At 69.7% G+C, this 17278-nt stretch carries 16 protein-coding genes; 11 read left to right on the forward strand and 5 right to left on the reverse strand.

Annotated elements, in window-relative coordinates; genetic code table 11:
* Positions 1-137: 137 nt before the first annotated feature.
* Genes ACXAHD_RS18945 through ACXAHD_RS18960 form a run of 4 tightly spaced genes read right to left on the reverse strand, consistent with a single transcriptional unit; the run spans position 138 to position 4547 of the window.
* Entirely contained in the window at positions 138-2012 is a 1875-nt protein-coding gene (locus ACXAHD_RS18945; RefSeq protein WP_475052102.1) for a M20/M25/M40 family metallo-hydrolase, read from the reverse strand.
* Positions 2013-2023: 11 nt separating this feature from the next.
* Positions 2024-2791 carry an SDR family oxidoreductase gene (locus ACXAHD_RS18950; RefSeq protein WP_475052104.1) on the reverse strand — a complete coding sequence of 256 codons (768 nt, stop codon included), beginning with the start codon at positions 2789-2791 and terminating at the stop codon, positions 2024-2026.
* A gap of 9 nt (positions 2792-2800) precedes the next feature.
* Positions 2801-3721, reverse strand: coding sequence for a sulfotransferase (locus ACXAHD_RS18955; protein ID WP_475052106.1), 921 nt, complete (start codon positions 3719-3721; stop codon positions 2801-2803).
* A complete protein-coding gene (locus ACXAHD_RS18960; RefSeq protein WP_475052109.1) occupies positions 3714-4547 on the reverse strand; it encodes a family 3 encapsulin nanocompartment shell protein in 834 nt (277 codons plus the stop codon). Before ACXAHD_RS18960 ends, ACXAHD_RS18955 begins: the two co-directional genes overlap by 8 nt.
* 242 nt (positions 4548-4789) lie before the next feature.
* Between ACXAHD_RS18960 and lysW the strand changes: the two genes are divergently transcribed.
* The 7 genes from lysW to ACXAHD_RS18995 are packed head-to-tail and all read left to right on the forward strand — an operon-like array spanning position 4790 to position 11404.
* Entirely contained in the window at positions 4790-4972 is a 183-nt protein-coding gene (gene lysW / locus ACXAHD_RS18965) for a lysine biosynthesis protein LysW (RefSeq protein WP_475052113.1), read from the forward strand.
* A gap of 18 nt (positions 4973-4990) precedes the next feature.
* Positions 4991-5854, forward strand: coding sequence for a RimK family alpha-L-glutamate ligase (locus tag ACXAHD_RS18970; RefSeq protein ID WP_475052116.1), 864 nt, complete (start codon positions 4991-4993; stop codon positions 5852-5854).
* The gene (gene argC / locus ACXAHD_RS18975) at positions 5851-6876 is read left to right on the forward strand and encodes an N-acetyl-gamma-glutamyl-phosphate reductase (protein WP_475052118.1); all 1026 of its coding nucleotides are present in this window, start codon (positions 5851-5853) and stop codon (positions 6874-6876) included. Before ACXAHD_RS18970 ends, argC begins: the two co-directional genes overlap by 4 nt.
* Positions 6877-6895: 19 nt before the next feature.
* A complete protein-coding gene (locus ACXAHD_RS18980) occupies positions 6896-7720 on the forward strand; it encodes a transketolase (RefSeq protein WP_475052121.1) in 825 nt (274 codons plus the stop codon).
* Positions 7717-8679 (forward strand): transketolase family protein, encoded by a 963-nt coding sequence (locus tag ACXAHD_RS18985; RefSeq protein ID WP_475052123.1) that lies wholly within the window; start codon positions 7717-7719, stop codon positions 8677-8679. Before ACXAHD_RS18980 ends, ACXAHD_RS18985 begins: the two co-directional genes overlap by 4 nt.
* Positions 8676-10253, forward strand: a complete 1578-nt coding sequence (locus ACXAHD_RS18990; RefSeq protein WP_475052126.1) for an AMP-binding protein — start codon at positions 8676-8678, stop codon at positions 10251-10253. The genes ACXAHD_RS18985 and ACXAHD_RS18990 overlap by 4 nt, the downstream gene beginning before the upstream one ends.
* A gap of 5 nt (positions 10254-10258) precedes the next feature.
* Positions 10259-11404: an acyl-CoA dehydrogenase family protein gene (locus ACXAHD_RS18995; RefSeq protein WP_475052128.1), complete on the forward strand. Its 1146-nt coding sequence runs from the start codon at positions 10259-10261 to the stop codon at positions 11402-11404.
* On the opposite strand, the gene ACXAHD_RS19000 is transcribed toward ACXAHD_RS18995, so the two are convergent.
* Positions 11401-12054, reverse strand: a complete 654-nt coding sequence (locus ACXAHD_RS19000; RefSeq protein WP_475052131.1) for a CGNR zinc finger domain-containing protein — start codon at positions 12052-12054, stop codon at positions 11401-11403. The two genes, ACXAHD_RS18995 and ACXAHD_RS19000, sit on opposite strands and share 4 nt — an antisense overlap.
* A gap of 140 nt (positions 12055-12194) precedes the next feature.
* Between ACXAHD_RS19000 and ACXAHD_RS19005 the strand changes: the two genes are divergently transcribed.
* The 4 genes from ACXAHD_RS19005 to ACXAHD_RS19020 all read left to right on the forward strand — a co-directional run bounded on the left by ACXAHD_RS19005 (position 12195) and on the right by ACXAHD_RS19020 (position 17277).
* Positions 12195-13694 carry an amidohydrolase family protein gene (locus ACXAHD_RS19005; protein ID WP_475052134.1) on the forward strand — a complete coding sequence of 500 codons (1500 nt, stop codon included), beginning with the start codon at positions 12195-12197 and terminating at the stop codon, positions 13692-13694.
* Positions 13695-13868: 174 nt separating this feature from the next.
* Complete coding sequence (locus ACXAHD_RS19010; RefSeq protein WP_475052136.1) at positions 13869-14627, forward strand: 2,3-dihydro-2,3-dihydroxybenzoate dehydrogenase; 759 nt, start codon at positions 13869-13871, stop codon at positions 14625-14627.
* A 26-nt stretch (positions 14628-14653) separates the two neighbouring features.
* Positions 14654-15298 carry an isochorismatase family protein gene (locus ACXAHD_RS19015; RefSeq protein WP_475052141.1) on the forward strand — a complete coding sequence of 215 codons (645 nt, stop codon included), beginning with the start codon at positions 14654-14656 and terminating at the stop codon, positions 15296-15298.
* Positions 15298-17277 (forward strand): anthranilate synthase family protein, encoded by a 1980-nt coding sequence (locus tag ACXAHD_RS19020; RefSeq protein ID WP_475052143.1) that lies wholly within the window; start codon positions 15298-15300, stop codon positions 17275-17277. The genes ACXAHD_RS19015 and ACXAHD_RS19020 overlap by 1 nt, the downstream gene beginning before the upstream one ends.
* Position 17278: the final 1 nt, after the last annotated feature.

Below are 17278 nucleotides of genomic sequence, written 5' to 3' on the forward strand. Positions count from 1 at the left end.
AAAACACACCCCCCACCCCGACTCCCCCCCCCCCCCCCCCCCCCCCCCCCCCGGCGTGGTGCGTCCTACCGGGATCCGCCCGATCGGTGTCGACTCGCCTGCCGGGCGATGCGTCGCCACGCCTCAGGTGGGTGCGGTCAATGGAGTGCTCCCGTGGTCCGGGCGGTCACCCAGGCACCGACCGCGGCCCGGAGCACCGACCGGGCGGTCCGGTACTCGGCCGCAGGAAGGTGCTCACCAGGGACGTGGTCGAGAGCCGCGTCACCGGGGCCATAGGCGACCATCGGCACGTTCTGCCAGGTGGTGGCCAGGGTGTTCATATCGCTGCTGCCCTTCTTCGCAAGGAACCGGGGGCTGATCCCCGACTCCCGGAAGGCTCGGGAGAAGGCCTTGACCAGCGACCTGGTGCGGGATGTGGTCACCCCGGGGGTGGCGCGCAGAATCTCCGGGTCCGCCTCCCGAGCTATCTCCTCGACCAGGGCCACCAGCTGGTCGAGGTCGCAGTCCGGAGGGACCCGCACGTCGAGGACGGCCTCCCCACGCTGCCGGTCCCCGGCGTTCACCGCGTGCATCCCGAGAACGGCCATCATCGCACCCGGCGAGAACCGGGCGATCCCGTCCTGCAGATCGGAGAGGACCCGGCGGATGCGGTCAGCGGCGGTGATCACCCCGTGCCCGGCGGTGTGCGCCATCGGATCGTCCACCGTGAGCCGGGCCTTCAACAGGCCGTGGTAGCCGACAGTCAGGGCACCGGCCCCGCTGGGTTCGCCAACGATCACCGCCTCCGCGGGGTAGTGGTCCCTGACATAGAAGGCGCCCCGGGCCGTCATCTCCTCCTCCACGGCCCCCACCACTCGGACCTGGAGCCCCTCGGGGACCTCGAGACTGGCCAGGGTCTCCAGGTACGCGGCCAGGCAGCCCTTGGCGTCGACGCTGCCCCTGGCGTACAGGGTCTCTCCCTCCCACCGAGCCGGCCAGCGGTACGGAACCGTGTCGAGGTGGCCAAGGAGCAGCAGGCCGCCCTCGCCCGAGCCCCGGGTGGCCACCAGATTCCCGGCCGGGTCGATGTTGGCGTGGATGCCATGTTCGGTACACCAGTCCACAAGATACTCGGCAAGTTCTTGTTCGTCCCCGGAGACGGAGGAGATCTCCGCGACGCGGGCCAGCAGGGTGAGATCCGGCGCCGGGGCAGGGGCTCGCCAGAACCGGGTGCCCGAGGCCGGCGAGACGGAGTGCGGGCCGGTGATCGCGACGTCAGCGGCACCGGTCAGGGCGATCTCCGCCGCCCGCACCTTCTGCCGCATCCGCCCCTTGGCGTACGCCCCACCCTGCCCGGCCACCGCGTCGGCGAGCCGTCGATCCGGATCGGCCGGGTCGATGAGCAGGCCGGGGGTGCCGGTCACCAGGCGCAGGTGATCGGCGTCGAGGGCGTTGGCCAGCTCGGCGGCGAGGACATCGGCATCCACGTTCAGGGGCGGTCCGCCCGCCACATCGGCTACCGGCGGCGACAGGCACACCACGTCGAATGCCCCGAGCAGGGCAAGCAGGCGGTCGACGGCGACCTCCGTCACTCGTCCGGCCCGGTGGTCGCGGACCACCCGGCGGCGACCCCGCTCCACCGCCGTCAGCGGAGGGTTCGCCCGCCCCCGGACCAGGGCTCCCGCCTCGGCCACCGAGGTGAAGGCGGTAAGGCCGCGGCTGCTCATCGCCTCGGCGACCCGGTGCAGGGTGATGGTCCGGTACGCCGCCACGATATGCGGCATCTCCTCCGGCGGGCAGTAGCGCACCTCGTCGCCGTTGCCCAGGGTAAGGGTGCGGATCGGGCGACCGATCTTCTCGTAGTGATGCTTGATGCCGGCGGCCCCCCCGGCGACCAGCAGGAGCCGGGCCCCCCGCCGGCGCAGGGTGGCCAGTTCGTCGAACACCGACTCATGGGCGAGGGTGGCGCTACCGAGCTTGACGACGTGAATCGCCGTCTGTCGGGTGCGAGCGACGTGGCCAAGCAGTGACATTGCTCCTCCATCTAGATGCCGCGGGTGTTGCCGCCGTCGACCATCACGACGGAACCGGTGACGTAGGAGGCCTGCTCGCCAGCGAGGAAGGCCACCAATGCGCCGAAGTCGTCGACGTTGCCGACCCGGCCGAGGGGAATCCGCGCGGCCACCTTGGCGAGTTCCGTCTCGACCTCGGCGCCGAACTGCTCGTCGAGGATCGGGGTGCGGTGGAAGCCGGGAGCGACCACGTTCACCGTGACCCTGCTCGCGCCGAGCGTCTCCACCAGGCCTTTCATGTAGCCGAGCAGGCCGAGGCGGGCAACCGAGGAGAGCCCACTCTCGGGATGAGGCTGGCGGATCGACTCGGAGGCGATCATCACCACCCGGCCCCATCCGTTGCGCCGCAGCAGTGGCAGGGCGGCGAGCGTGAGGCTGATGTGCGGCAGCAGGTTGCCGTCGACAGCCTCCCGGTAGGCGGGCAGCTGGAAGCCGTCGACCGGGCCGAAGGGCACCCCGCCGCTGTTGGTGACCACGACATCCAGCCGACCGAACGCCTCGGCCGTCCGTTCGACCCAGGCCGTCGCGGACTCCTCGTCGGTGAGGTCCACCCGGGAGCTGAGTACCTCGCCGGGGCCGACCGCGTCGACGGCAAGGTGGGCTCGGGCAAGCCGGTCCGCGTTGCGGCCGCAGATCGACACGTTCGCGCCTTCCGCGGCCAGCGCCCTGGCCACCCCCAGGCCAAGTCCGCTGCTCGCGGCGGCGACCAGCGCGGTCCGGCCACGCAGTCCCAGGTCCATGACTTCTCCTCAACGGGTGGGCAGCAGCGGGTAGCCGTACCGAGCGAGCAGGGGCAGCGCGGGCAGGGTCGCGGCCACGGTCTCGCGCCGCGACAACCCGGTACGCCACCGTTCGTCGGCCCTGATCACCGCCTCCCCACCGGACAGGCGGTCCGGGTTTCCGGTCACGGTGTGGTTCGGGCCCAGCCGAACCCGCCCTGCCTGGTCCACCGGGGGTTCCCCGGTCAGACCCGCGAAGCGCATCACCTCCCCGACCACCTCCCGTGGCTGGGCGCAGAGATCCTCGTGCCGCACCCTCAGGTACCGGGAGCCAGCCGCCCCTCCCACCGCCTCCGAGGCGAGGTTGAAGGCCGTCCAGAAAGCGCTGCTACGCGAAGGGCTCATCGGGTCGATGTAGTCCTTCGCCCGCCGGTAGGAAAAGGCGGTGGCCCTGGGGTCCCGCACGATGTGCAGCACCCGCACCTCCAGGTCGGAGCGGCCCAGTAGAGTTGCGGCCTCCGCCGGGTACTTGGATCCGTCGATGATCAACCGGTCGCCGCCGTGCTCGGCGAGCAGCCGGTACAGGTCGACTGTCTGTCCGACCACCTCGTCGACGCCGGGTGCCCGAGCCGGGTTTCGGACCTCGGCCAGCCGAGCCCTGGTGTGCCGGGTCCGTAACAGGGTCCGCTGGAGCGCGACGGCCCGGGCGGCACCGACCGCGACCTTGGTGTCCCGCGCGGTGCCGACGATGGTGGACCAGAGGTCGCAGTCCAGCAGGTTCCGGCCGCAGCCGCAGAGCGAGTTGGTGCCCTCCGCCAGCACCCCGTTGTGCCAGAGATAGTGCAACTCGCCGACGTGCAGCACCCCGGGCAGTTCCCCGAGCACGTTGCCGAGCAGGGTGCTGCCGCTGCGCAGCCATCCGGTCAGGTAGAGGATCCGGGGCCTAGTCACGACCACGGACCATCCTCATCAGATGCTGCGGGAGGCGGACCGCGAGACCGATCCGGCTGCTGGCCTCGATGACGTCCGCGCCCTCGGGGCCTGCGCCACGGCGGACCGCGATTGTCCCGATACCGGGCAGGAGGAGGGTGGTGGCCGCGGTGAAGTCACCGAAGAGCAGGGTGTCGGCCGGGATCATCCGGGTCCGGGAGACGGTGATCCCCGCCGCGTTGAGCCGGCCCAGGGCGCCGTGCCGGACCAGTTCCCAGTAGACGGCCGGGTGGGCGACGATCCCGTCGCAGGAACCGCCGGTCTCCTCGACCTCGGCCGCAGCTGCGGTGACCGCGGTGACCAGGTCCGGTTCGCACCGGCGGGTCCGGGTCCCACCCAGTCGCAGCAGACCGGTGATGACCCCGTCCGGGCTCCCGTTGAGCAGGACGTCGTTCTCCCGCGCGGAGAGCCGCACCAGCACCCGTAGGTCCACGAAGGATGCCAGCAGGGAAGGGATGTCGAGCAGGCCGGCCGGAAGCGGAATCCGTACGGCGATGTCGGTGAGCCCGGCATGGGATACAAGCGGCGTGAAGGCCGCCTCCGGGGTGGTGGCGTAGGTCGATCCGGAGTCGAGACGACCGGTCGGTGGCTCGTACACGTAGGGGATCGCTGCACCCGACACCGCCGTGGTCTTCATCAGGTGCCGGACTGTGTACCGGGGCCGGGAGGCGAAGAGCGGGAAGGCAGCCGGCAGGTGGAAGTCGTACGGCACCACCAGGTCGTTCTGAGGTTCGGCGGCCTGGACGGCGGCAGCGAACATCTCGCCTGGTGTCCACTCGGAGCCCATTTGCCCATTAAGGACCGGACTCGGTGCGATTCCGAGCATAATTCCTCCTCACGCATTGGCGTACGCTGAAGCGTAATAGCAGACCCAGAGCGACTACCCTGTCGCCGCGAAAAGAACTGCTTATCGCATGCACCCCCATAAGCATGACCCTTCGCCTCGAGCAAGGTCTTTTATTGGACCTTCCCCTCGACCGCACCTACATTTTCCATATCAGTCGGCCACTTCAAAGAAGAGGGAGTCAAATGCAGAAGGTCATTAGCGACGCAGAATGTCCGGAGTGCGCAGCGGAGGTGCGCATCGATGCAGACGCCCGGATCAGCGAGATCATCGAGTGCGGGGACTGCCGCAGCGAGCTGGAGATCTCCTCCATTCGGCCCCCGGTGCTCACCGCAGCTCCGGAGGTCGAAGAGGACTGGGGCGAGTAGGTAGAGGAAACGTAGACCATGAGCGCATCAGCACCGGTCCTCACCGTACTCGCCTCCCGGGTACGGCACGAGGAGAAACGCATCTTGACCGCGCTGGAGCAGCGTGGAGCGCGGCCCGAGTACCTGGATCCCCGCAGGCTCTTCGTCGTCGGTGGCGAACACCAGCACGCGCACCGGTTGGTGGTCAACCGCGAGGTCGGACACTTCCGGGCCCGGTACGCGGCCGAGGCGCTGGAGGCAGCCGGTGCGACCGTGGTGAACAGCGCCAACGCGACCAAGGTCAGCGGCGACAAGTGGTCGACCTCGGTCGCCCTGCTCCGGCATGGTGTGCCGACCCCCCGGACAGCACTCGCGGCCACCCCCGAGGTAGCGCTGGAGGCACTGGCGGAGATCGGCTACCCCGCCGTGATCAAGCCGCTGGTCGGTTCCTGGGGCCGGCTGGTCACCAAGGTCACCGACCCGGCGATGGCCGAGGCGGTGCTTGAGCACCTCGCCGCCCTGCCCTCGCCACAGTCGCATGTGGTCTACGTACAGGAGCTGGTCCCAAAGGCCGACCGCGACATTCGCGTGATCGTGGTGGGCGGTGAGGCCCTCGGTGCCACCTACCGGCGAGGGCCGCAGTGGCGGACGAACGTGGCCCGGGGTGCGGTGAGCGAACGTTGCCCGCTCACCCCGGACCACATCAAGCTCGCCACCGCCGCGGCGGAGGCGGTCGGCACCGACATCGCCGGCGTCGACCTGATCGAGGACGTGGATGGCCGGTTGACCGTACTCGAGGTCAACGACCGGGTGGAGTTCCGGGGCTTCGACGAAGCACACGGCGACACGGTCGATGTCGCCGACGCCATCACCAGCCTGCTTCTGACAAGGACCGAATCATGAGACGGGTTGCCGTAATCGGCGGAGCCGGCTACATCGGCGGCGAACTACTTCGACTGCTGATCGCCCATCCCGGAGTCGAGCTCGCGGCCGCCACCTCCCGGCGGCTGCGAGGTCGGCTGGTCGACGGAGTACACCCCAACCTACGCGGACGCACCGGGCTGAGCTTCATCGCCGAGGAACAGCTCGAGCACTACGACGTGCTCTTCCTGGCCACGCCGCACCGGGAGACGATGCGGCGGATGCCGGAGTTCCTCGACCGCGCCGAGGTGGTCATCGACCTGTCCGGGGACTTCCGGCTGACCTCGACAGACACCTACACGGACTACTACGGGGTGACCCACGAGGCGGACACGCTGATCGACTCCTTCGTGCCCGGTATCCCGGAGTTCCACCGGGTACGGCTGCGCTCGGCCGACCGGATCAGCGTTCCGGGGTGCATGGCGAACGCCGGCATCCTCTCCCTTACCCCCCTCGCTGAGGCCGGGCTCATCAAGGGCGAGATCACGGTGGACGCGCGTACCGGCTCCAGCGGTGCCGGGGCCGCCGCGGGACCGGAGAACCTGCACGCCGAACGCAGCGGGGCGTTGCGGGTGTTCGCACCAACCCGGCACCGGCACGAGGCGGAGATCGCCCAGGCGACCGGGTTGCCGGTGCGGATGACGGCGACCGGGGTGGAGGCGGTCCGGGGAGTGCAGTTGCTCTCCCGGGTGCAGGTCGGCGAGGGGGTCGATGAGCGGCGAATCCGGGCCGCCTACCGGGCTCGATACCGCGAGGAGCCCTTCGTCCGGGTGGTCGCCCACCGGCGCGGGCTGCACCGATTCCCGGACGCGAAGATCCTCTCCGGATCCAACTTCTGCGACGTGGGTTTCGCCATCGACCGCGGCTCGGACCGGGTCACCGTGATCGGAGCTCTGGACAACCTGGTCAAGGGCGGCGCTGGGAACGCCGTTCAGTGCATGAACATCCGGCTCAACCTGCCGGAGCGGCAAGGGCTGGAGTTCACCGGCCTACATCCCAACTAAGCAGCGGAAGGACATAGGCATGAACAGCGCTGTCGCCCTGCCCGAGCTGACCGAGCTCACGGGACGGATAAGGGAACACATCGTCCACATGTGCGCCGGCCCCGACGGCGGCCACCTCGGCGGATCCATGTCCCTCGTCGAGATCCTCACCGCCCTGTACTTCCGGGTGATGCGCGTCGATCCGGTCGACCCAACGGCCACCGAGCGCGACACCCTGCTGCTCAGCAAGGGTCACGGCGGCATCGCCCTGTACGCCACCCTCTGCGAGGCCGGCTACTTCCCACCCGAGCGACTGGCCGAGTACTCGGTCCCGGGCAGCCATTTCATGGCCCACCCCCACCCGGAGATCCCCGGGGTCGAGATGCCCTCGGGCTCCCTCGGCCACGGCCTCGCGCTGGGGATCGGCTACGCGGTCGCAGCCCAGTTGGATCGCAGCCCTCGCCGCTGCTTCGTGGTGATGGGGGACGGCGAGACCCAGGAGGGCTCGGTCTGGGAGTCCGCTGCGGTAGCTGCCCGACACGGGCTGGACAATCTCGTCGCCGTCATCGACCGTAACCGGCTCCAGATCACCGGAGGAACCGAGGAGGTGGGCGGCCTGGAACCGATGGCGGACCGGTGGAGGGCCTTCGGCTGGACCGTCCGGGAAGTCGACGGGCACGACGTCGAGGCCCTCGCCGATGTTCTCGACGCCCCCGCCGAGGTTGGCCGGCCCACCATGGTGATCGCACACACCGTGAAGGGCAAAGGGCTACCGTTCATCGAGGGCAACGTCCGTAGCCACTACGCCAAGCTTGGCGACCGGCAGTACCAGAGGGCGCTAGCGGCACTGCGGCGGCGGTCGTGACCACCACCCTGTCCTCCCGCGAGGTCTACCGGGACCTACTCGCCGGGTTGATGCCGGCCGATGACCGTCTGGTCTGCCTCGACAGCGACACCGGACTCTTCAGCGGGGTCGACTTCGGCACCGCCACCGGCCGCTACCTCAACATCGGGATCGCCGAACACACCCTGATGGGGATGGCGGCAGGGCTCGCCCGGTGCGGGCGGATTCCCTTCGTCAACACCATGGCGGCCTTCGCCACCGCACGGGCCCTGGACGCGGTCAAGGTGGACATCGCCCTGGCCGATCTGCCGGTACGCATCGCCGCCACCCACTCCGGGCTGTCGGCGGGTCACCTCGGACCGACCCACCACTGCCTGGACGACCTGGCCATCATGCGCGCCCTGCCCAACATGACGGTGCTGGTCCCCGCCGACGCCGGCCAGGCGCAGGAGCTGATCCGGCAGTCCCTGACCGAATCCGGCCCGGTCTACCTGCGGCTGGGCCGCAACCCCACCCCCGACCTACCCGCCGCCCCGCCACTGTTGCTCGGAACGGTGCAAGAACTACGGGCCGGCGACGACGTGACCCTGGCTGCCTGCGGGCCATACCCGGTGCTGACCGCACTGGCCGCAGCCGACCTGCTGGGCCGCGACGGTATCTCGGCCGGGGTGCTGAACGTGCACACCCTCAAGCCGCTGGACACCCTGACCATTCTCCGGGCGGCGAGCGTCACCGGCCTGGTGCTGACCGTGGAAGAGCACTGGGTGGCCGGTGGTCTGGGGGCCGCCGTCGCCGAGACCCTGGCCGAGGTCCTGCCGGTTCCGGTGCACCGCATCGGCATGCCGGACTCCTTCGTCTCGGTCTCCGGTGATCAGCGATACCTGCTTCAGCAGTCCGGCATCACGCCCATGGCGGTCGCGGCCAGGGCCCGCGCGGCGCTCGGCCGGACCGTCGACCCATTCGGAGGTGATCCACAGTGAGTGGCTCGTACGACGAAACGATCCTGCACGACCTGCGACGGTGGGCCAAAGATCGGCCCGACCGGGCGGCCTTGATCTGCTACCGGGACGGGGTCCCGGAGACCCTCGGCTACGGGGAGCTGGCCCGTCGGGTGGACCGGCTGGCAGCGAACCTCACTCGGCTCGGGGTCCGCCGGGGTGAGGTGGTGACCCTGCAGCTGCCGAACTCCTGGCAGCTGATCGCGCTGATCCTGGCCTGTGCCCGGATCGGGGCGGTGGCCGGGCCGGTGGTTCCGATCATGCGGCAGCGGGAGGTCGAGTTCATGACCCGCCTGACCGAGAGCCCGGTCTACGTCGCCGCCGCCGAGTATCGCGGTTTCTCGTACGCCGAGATGAGTGCGCGGGTTGCTCAGGCGGTACCCACCCTCCGACACCGGATCCTGCTGGACGCGGGGAGCGTCGAGGGCGTCCTGGATTTCGACCGTGACCTGCTCCATGCCGCGCCGCCCGCGGTCGACCTGGACGCCGTCGAGGCCCGCCCCGGGGATCCGGCTCAGGTGATCTTCACCTCGGGCACCACCGGCGAGCCGAAAGGGGTGGTGCACAGCCACCGGACCATGCGGGCGATGAACCGGGCCCAGGCCGAGGTGCTGCACCTGACCGGGGATGAGGTGACCGCCATGGGCTCACCGACCACTCATCAGGCCGGCTTCACCTGGAACTTCGTCATGCCGATGCTGCTCGGCGCCACCGCGGTCCAGGTCGATGCCTGGAATCCGGAAAGGATGCTGCAGATCCTGGAGGAGCACCGGGTCTCCTTCTTCATGGGTGCCCCGCCTTTCCTCGCCGACCTGATCGAGAGACAGCGGGCCCGGCCCCGGGACCTTCGCGATCTGCGGGCCTTCGCCACTGGCAGCGCCCCGATCGCCCCGATGCTCGTGGAGCAGGCCCGAGAGGTGCTCGGGTGCCGGGTGTACGCACTGTGGGGGATGTCGGAGAACGGGTGTGTAACGATCACCCGCCCCGAGGATCCCCCGATGCGCGCGGCCGAGAGCGACGGGACGGTGGTTCCCGGCATGGAGCTACGCATCGTCGACGGCACAACCGGCGAGCCGGTGTCCCCGGGTGCGACCGGGTTGCTCCAGGTGCGCGGCGAGAACCAGTGCCTGGGCTACTACCGGCGACCAGAAATCTACGCGAGGGCGGTCACCCCCGACGGCTGGTTCGACACTGGTGACCTGGCTCGCGACGACGGGTACGGAGGAATCCGGATAACCGGCCGAATCAAGGACATCATCCTGCGGGGGGCGGAGAACATCCCGGTGGTGGAGGTGGAGTCGTCCCTGCTGCGGCACCCCTCGGTGCGAGACGTCGCTGTCGTCGGCTACCCGGACGAGCGTCTGGGTGAGCGGGCGTGCGCGGTGCTGGTGGCCTCGGGGGCCGCGCCCACCCTGGAGGATCTACAGGCCCACCTCGCCGGGTTGGGGATGGCCAAACAGTACTGGCCCGAACGGGTCGAGTTGGTGTCCGCCCTCCCCCGGACCCCATCGGGCAAGGTCCAGAAGTTCGTCCTGCGTGACCGGGTCCGGAGGTGACGACGATGGACTTCGACTTCTCTCCCGACCAGCAGACCCTCGTCAAGCAGACCCGGGAGTTCGCGGCCGAGCGGGTGGCCCCGTACCGTAGCGAGAGCGACCGCGCTGGTCGCTACCGACCAGGCCTGTTGGCTGACCTCGGCTCGGCCGGGATGTTCGCGCTGCGCATCCCGCCGGAGTACGGCGGGCGGGGCCTCGATGCCACCAGCACCGGCGCGGTCCTGGAAGAGTTGGCGGCGGCGGACCTGTCGGTCTGCTTCCCGGTTCTCAACGCAGCCCTGGTCGGCAAGGTGCTGGCCGCCAATGCCAGAGCGGAGCAACTGGCCCGCTGGTTGCCGGCGATCGCTGCCGGCAGGGCCGTGGCCGCGCTGGCCCTCACCGAGCCGGAGCGGGGCACCGATGCGGCGAACATCGGGATGGTCGCGGTGCCCCACGGGGACGGATGGGTGGTCTCCGGCGAGAAGACCTCCATCATGCTGGCCACCCATGCCACCCATGCCCTGCTCTTCGTTCGCACCGGGCAGGCGGGACCCAGCGGCATCTCCGCCTTCTACGTCGCGTTGGACGACCCTCGGGTCCGCACTGAGCCCTTGACCGATCTGGGCTGCCGCTCCGGCGGGCGGGGGCGGATAGTCTTCGATGGGCTCCGACTGGACCGCGCTGACCTGGTCGGGGCACCCGGGCAGGGGTTCGGGCAGGTGATGCGGGGCTTCGGGGTATCGAGGGCCTTCATCGCCCTGATGGCTACCGCCGTCGGGCGGGCCGCGCTGGACGAGGCGACCGCCCACGCCAGCGCCCGGGAAGCCTTCGGTCAGCCCTTGTCCACGTTCCAGGGAGTGGCTTTCCCTCTCGTCGAACACGCGACGATGCTGCACGCGGCACGCCTGGTGGCGTACGAGGCATTGAGCCGGGCCGACTCCGGCGAGGATCCCCGGGTCCCGGCCAACATGGCCAAGTGGTGGGCGCCGAAGGCGGCGATGGAGGCGGTTCACCAGGCCCTGTTGACGATGGGGCACCTGGGCTGGTCGGAGGAGGGGCCGGTGGCCCAACGCCTGCGGGACGTCATCGGGCTCCAACTCGCCGATGGAACGGCGGCCGCGACGAAGTTGGTCGTCGCCCGGAGCCTACTCGGGCGCAGCCATGCGCCCTAGGCCTCGGCCGGAGGGCTCCGGCGAGCGCGGCCCCGACCGGGCGGGCGGTCAGCTCTCGGATCTCGGGGTCGTGGCTCGGCGGGATGGTGTCGCTGGTTCTCCCGGTAGACCCGCATTTTGGCGCGCACCCCGCAGACCTCCATCGAGCACCAGCGACTACCCCGGTTGCGGGAACGGTCGTAGTAGACCCACTCGCACCGATGCTCGTGGCATGCCTTGAGCCGGGGCCAGGTGCCGTCGGTGACGGCTTCGACGACGGCCGCCAGGATCAGGGCCAGCACTCCGCGGGTATCGACCTGAGCTGCCCTCAGGAGGGGGTCACCGGTCCTGTCGTCGGCGAACCCGACCACGAGAGGGCACCCCTTCGCGATGTGTTCGATCTGCTGCCGGGCCGCCAGGTCCGGCGGCCCGCCGTTGTTCTCCCGCAGCAGTGCCCGTAGCGCCTCCCGCAGTGCGATGGCCTCCCGCCGGTCCAGGTCGTCCGGTCGGAGCTCGAGCTCGCCGAGCCCGTTGCGGACCAGCCAGGTGACGAACCCATCGGTCGCGGCGAACTCGTCCGGCCCGAACTCGACGTTGACGCTGTTGACGAACGCCTGCACCAAGGCGAGTCGACCCGGTGCCACGGCGCGGCCTCCCGGTTGTCCCCTCATACCGGACACCTTACTACCTATTGCCTTTCACTGGTAGCGGGCCATGTCGAGAAGGAGGCTTAATCGCGGGTCCCTTGCCGCACACCCGTTACCGCCATAGCGTTTTAGACGGTAACTGCATGGCTACGAAGGGAAGCACTGTGACCTCCCTGCTCATCCGAGGCGGCTGCCTCTACCCGGCCGACCCCCGACACCGGGTCATCTCCAACGGAGCGGTTCTGGTGGAGGACGAGCGAATCGTCGCGGTCGGCCCTACCCCGGAGGTAGCGGCGGCCGTGGACCCCGGTCGTCAGGCCGGCCTGAGGGTGATCGAGGCCCGGGGATCCATGATCCTGCCGGGCTTCGTGAATCCCCACTGGCACGAGATGTTCGCCATGCGGTTCCCCTTCAAGGGCGCCCTGCGATCGGCCACGGACCGGCAGGATCGACCGGCCTTCATGGCACTCGGAGGCGACATCCAGGGCATCTCCACCGCCTTCGACACCTTCACCGATCTGATCGGCCAGCTCACCCCCGACGAGGCGGAGGCGATCGCCCGGTACTCGATGTGGACCCAGTTGCGCTCCGGAGTCACCACTCTCGGTGATGTGGGCTCGGTCAACCAGCCGGCCGCCATGGCCGCAGCGGCACGTTTCCTCGGCATGCGCTGCTCGGTCAGCACCTGGGCCGGCGACGCCCGCTGTGCCCCCGGTGAGTCCCGTTTCCACCGGACCCGGGACACCGACAGGGTGTTGGCCGGCGTCGAGCAGGCCCTGGCCGTCGCCGCCCGGGACACCACCGGGCTGGTCCGGGCCTGGCCGACCGCGGTCTACAGCGTCAATATGACCGACGAGTTGGGTGCCGGCCTCGCCGACCTGATCTCCCGGTACGACCTTCCCTTCGCCACCCATGTCGGAGCGCTGCGCAACGAGATGGAGGTGTCACGCACCTACTTCGGATCCACCCCGGTGCGGCGGATGGCCGACCTGGGCCTGCTCTCCGACCGGTTCATGGCGGTGCACTGCGCCCACGCCGACCCCGACGAGCGCAAGTTGTTGATCGAGGCGAACGCACACATCAGCCTCTCCCCCGCCAAGTACGGTGGGGCGGGCGAGTCCACGATCACCGACACCCGGGCGATGCCGGAGTACCGACGGGCCGGACTCCACGTCTCCCTCTCCACCGACGGGTCGCCACTGCCGGTCGGCGGAATGGCCGAGAACATGCGGGCGGTCTGGCAGCAGTTCAACGAGATGTACGCCGATCCGACCGAGGTGCTTCCCACCGACGCCCTGGCCATGGCGACCCGGATCCCGGCCCGTGGACTGGACTGGGCCGGCATCGGCAGCCTCGAACCAGGCAATCAGGCCGACATCCAGCTGATCCCCGCGCACGACTGGCGCTACCTGCTCAACCCCCGTCCGCTAGAGAGCTTCCTCGCTCTCGGCGGCTCGACGGACGTCCACACCGTGATCGTCGCCGGAAGGATACGGATCGCCGACGGGCAACCGGTCGACTTCGACGAGACGGAACTGCGCGAGCACTACCTCGATGCGCTCGGCTCCTTCTCGGTGCGCTGTTTGGGGATCGACAGGGAGCTGGTGGCCGAACGGATCCGGGCCGCCGGCACCGCAGCTCCGGCGCGCGTTTCCACCCGGTGAACATCGCGCTGGTCGGGCGGTGACCGACCCGTTCCTCCCACCGATACCACGCGGCGGCCCGGGCCTGCGGGGCCAGGTCGTAGACCTATCCGGCCATCCCTGACCTGCTCCGCAGGAGATTCCGCCCCCTCCCCATCCCGAAGATCTGCGAATCCACAGAAGGAGCACAGCGACATGACAACAGGAATAGCAGTGGTGACGGGAGCGGCCGGCGGCATCGGCGCGGCCGTGGTCCGGGCCCTGGCCGCACAGCGGACCACCGTAGCGGCGTTGGACCTGGAGACCGCAGCCCTCAAGGACCTGGCCACCGAGCAGGAGGGGGTCGCGGCCTACCCGGTCGACGTGGCCGCCGCGGACCAGGTCGACGCCGTCATCGAACAGGTCGAGCGGGAGCTGGGACCGATTGATTTCCTGGTCAACGGCGCCGGCATCCTGCGTACCGGTCCGGTCGTCTCCCTGACCGACGAAGACTGGAACCGCACCCTCGCCGTCAATACGACCGGGGTCCTCAACGTCAGCCGGGCGGTCGCCAACCGGATGGTGACCCGCCGGTCTGGAGTGATCATCACGGTCGCCTCCAACGCCACCACGACCGCCCGGATGAACATGGCGGCCTACGCCGCCTCGAAGGCCGCCGCCAGCAGCCTCACCAAGGTGCTCGGGCTGGAGCTCGCCCAGTACGGAATTCGCTGCAACGTGGTCGCCCCGGGCTCCACCGACACCCCGATGCTCACCACTCTCTGGTCGGACGACGACGCCCGCCAGATCTCGATCGAGGGGGACCTCGGGGCCTTCCGGGTCGGTATCCCGCTGGGGCGCCTGGCCCGACCTGAGGACATCGCCGACGCGGTGCTCTTCCTGCTGTCGGACCGGGCCGCGCACATCACCCTGCACGATCTGACCGTGGACGGCGGGGCCTCTCTCGGCAACTAGACCCAACCTTCTGGAACGGAGAAGCCATGGCCATCCCCGCGATCGCGCCGTACCCCATGCCCGCCGAGCACGAGTTGCCGACCAACACCGCCCCCTGGACTCTCGATCCGCTCCGGGCGGTACTGCTGATCCACGACATGCAGAAGTACTTCCTGCGGCCCTTCGCCCCACGGAGCTCTCCGATGAGCGAGCTGCTCGGCAACATCGAACGGCTGCGCTCCGGCTTCGACCGGGTGGGGGCCCCGGTCACCTACACCGCCCAGCCGGGTGGGATGAGCGATCAGGATCGCGGGCTGCTCAAGGACTTCTGGGGTACCGGGATGAGCGCCGACGAGGAGCACCGAGGCATCGTCGAGCGACTCGCCCCCGGCGGATCGGACGTCGTGCACACCAAGTGGCGGCCCAGCGCCTTCTGCCGAACCGGACTGCTGGAGCAGTTGCGGGCGACCGGTCGCGACCAGTTGGTGATCTGCGGGGTCTACGCCCACGTCGGCATCCTGATGACCGCCCACGAGGGCTTCTCGCATGACATCCAGACCTTCATCGTGGCCGACGCGGTGGCCGATCTCACCCCTGAGTACCACCGATTCGCCCTCGAGTACGCAGCCACCCGCTGCGCGGTAACCGTCTCTACCCGAGCGGCACTGGCGTCTCTGGAAGGAGCCCTCTGATGAGCTGGTACGAACGGATCACCGCCCTACCGACCCCGCCCTTCGCACTGTTGCACCGGCCGGGACACGACCCCCACTCGATCGATCTCATCTTCGGACAGACCTCAGAGGTCGACCGGGTGGCGGACATCCCCCTGCCCGCAGGGGATGGTGCCGGGCCGCCCCGGCACGAGGTGCTGGCGATCCTGCCGTACCGACAGATCCGCGAGCGGGGTTTCGCCGCCCCCGACGACGGGACGCCCCTGGTCACGATGAAGGTCACCGAGCAGACAGTGCTGACCCTCACCGAGGTCCTGGCGGCTCTGCCAACCGACCCCGTCGACCTGGTCGAGGCCCGATTCGACGCCGACGACGAGGAGTACGCGGCCACCGTCCAGAAGGTGATCACGGAAGAGATCGGTCAGGGGGTGGGGGCGAACTTCGTGCTCCGCCGATCCTTCTGCGCGCAGATCCCCGGCTGGTCCCCGCGGACCGCCCTGGCCTTCTTCAGCCGTCTGCTCGGCCGCGACCCCGGGGCCCACTGGACCTTCGTGGTGTACACCGGCCAGCGGACCCTCGTGGGTTCCTCCCCGGAACGGCACGTCACCCTGGCAGCCGGGACCGCGACGATGAACCCGATCAGCGGTACCTACCGCTATCCGGCCGATGGTCCGGAGCTGCCCGGGATCCTGGATTTCCTGGCCGACCGCAAGGAGGCCAACGAGCTCTACATGGTCCTGGACGAGGAGCTGAAGATGATGGGCGGGATCTGCGACCGGGGGGCCCGGGCGACCGGTCCGCACCTGAAGCAGATGGCCCGACTCGCGCACACGGAGTACTTCGTCGAGGGTCACACCACCCGGGACGTCCGACACATCCTGCGCGACACCCTCTTCGCCCCCACTGTCGTGGGAGGGCCACTGGAGAGCGCCTGCCGGGTGATCGACCGCTACGAACCGCAGGGCCGGGGCTACTACGCCGGGGTGGTCGCCCTGATCGGCCGGGACGCCCACGGCGACCGGGCCATGGACTCGGCGATCCTGATCCGCACCGCGGACGTCGACCCCGCCGGGCGGATGCGGATCGGTGTCGGCGCCACCCTGGTCCGTGACTCGGACCCGGCCGCCGAGGCACGGGAGACCCGGGCCAAGGCGGCCGGCCTGATCGAGGCCCTGGACGGCAGACCGCGCAGGGCAGCCGTCGCTCCGGACACCTCGGTCGGCGGGCACCCTTTGGTGCAGCGGGCCCTGGCCGAACGCAACCAGCCCTTGGCCGACTTCTGGTTCGAGGACCCCCGCCACCGGGACCGGATACAGCCGGGCATCGTCGGCCGCCGGGCCCTGGTGATCGACGCCGAGGACACCTTCACCGAGATGGCCCGACACGCCCTCGTCGCCCTCGGTCTGCGGGTCGAGGTCCGCCGGCACGACGAAGAGCTGACGTTGACCGGCCACGACCTGGTCGTCGTGGGCCCCGGCCCCGGAGACCCCCGACAGTTCACCGATCCCAAGATCGCCAAGCTGCGGGCCGTGACCCAGGAACTGCTCGCCCTCGGGGTGCCCTTTCTCGCGATCTGCCTTGGGCACCAGGTGCTGAGCGCCCTCCTCGGCCTCGACATCGTCCGGATCCCCGTGCCCAACCAAGGCACTCAGCGCCGGATCCGGTTCCGTCGGCGCACAGAGTTGGTCGGTTTCTACAACACCTTCGCCGCCTACTGCGACCGGAGCGAGCTCGTGTACCCGGACCGGGAGGGCCCGATCGAGGTACTGGGTGAGAGCTCAACCGGGGAGGTGCACGGGCTACGCGGACCCGGCTTCGCCTCGGTCCAATTCCACCCCGAGTCGGTGCTCACCCCAGGAGGGATCCGGATCATCGGGGAGTTGCTCGGCGAGCTACTCGCCGATCCGGTGAGTAGCAGACCTGATCGCCGCACCGTTGTGTCCAGGTCGGTGCCCTACCTAGCCTCGATAGGGATGACGGAAGCCACGGCAAGGAGGTAGT

This window comes from Micromonospora sp. ABR4_055 (genome assembly GCF_056160425.1).

What these genes read in the sequence shown, in the direction of transcription:
- ACXAHD_RS18995 (WP_475052128.1), top strand. Translation starts at nt 10,259, where the DNA reads ATGGACTTCGACTTCTCTCCCGACCAGCAGACCCTCGTCAAGCAGACC.
- ACXAHD_RS19000 (WP_475052131.1), bottom strand. Translation starts at nt 12,054, where the DNA reads ATGAGGGGACAACCGGGAGGCCGCGCCGTGGCACCGGGTCGACTCGCC.
- ACXAHD_RS19010 (WP_475052136.1), top strand. Translation starts at nt 13,869, where the DNA reads ATGACAACAGGAATAGCAGTGGTGACGGGAGCGGCCGGCGGCATCGGC.
- ACXAHD_RS18980 (WP_475052121.1), top strand. Translation starts at nt 6,896, where the DNA reads ATGAACAGCGCTGTCGCCCTGCCCGAGCTGACCGAGCTCACGGGACGG.
- ACXAHD_RS18970 (WP_475052116.1), top strand. Translation starts at nt 4,991, where the DNA reads ATGAGCGCATCAGCACCGGTCCTCACCGTACTCGCCTCCCGGGTACGG.
- lysW (WP_475052113.1), top strand. Translation starts at nt 4,790, where the DNA reads ATGCAGAAGGTCATTAGCGACGCAGAATGTCCGGAGTGCGCAGCGGAG.
- ACXAHD_RS19015 (WP_475052141.1), top strand. Translation starts at nt 14,654, where the DNA reads ATGGCCATCCCCGCGATCGCGCCGTACCCCATGCCCGCCGAGCACGAG.
- ACXAHD_RS18945 (WP_475052102.1), bottom strand. Translation starts at nt 2,012, where the DNA reads ATGTCACTGCTTGGCCACGTCGCTCGCACCCGACAGACGGCGATTCAC.
- ACXAHD_RS18950 (WP_475052104.1), bottom strand. Translation starts at nt 2,791, where the DNA reads ATGGACCTGGGACTGCGTGGCCGGACCGCGCTGGTCGCCGCCGCGAGC.
- argC (WP_475052118.1), top strand. Translation starts at nt 5,851, where the DNA reads ATGAGACGGGTTGCCGTAATCGGCGGAGCCGGCTACATCGGCGGCGAA.
- ACXAHD_RS18960 (WP_475052109.1), bottom strand. Translation starts at nt 4,547, where the DNA reads ATGGGCTCCGAGTGGACACCAGGCGAGATGTTCGCTGCCGCCGTCCAG.
- ACXAHD_RS19020 (WP_475052143.1), top strand. Translation starts at nt 15,298, where the DNA reads ATGAGCTGGTACGAACGGATCACCGCCCTACCGACCCCGCCCTTCGCA.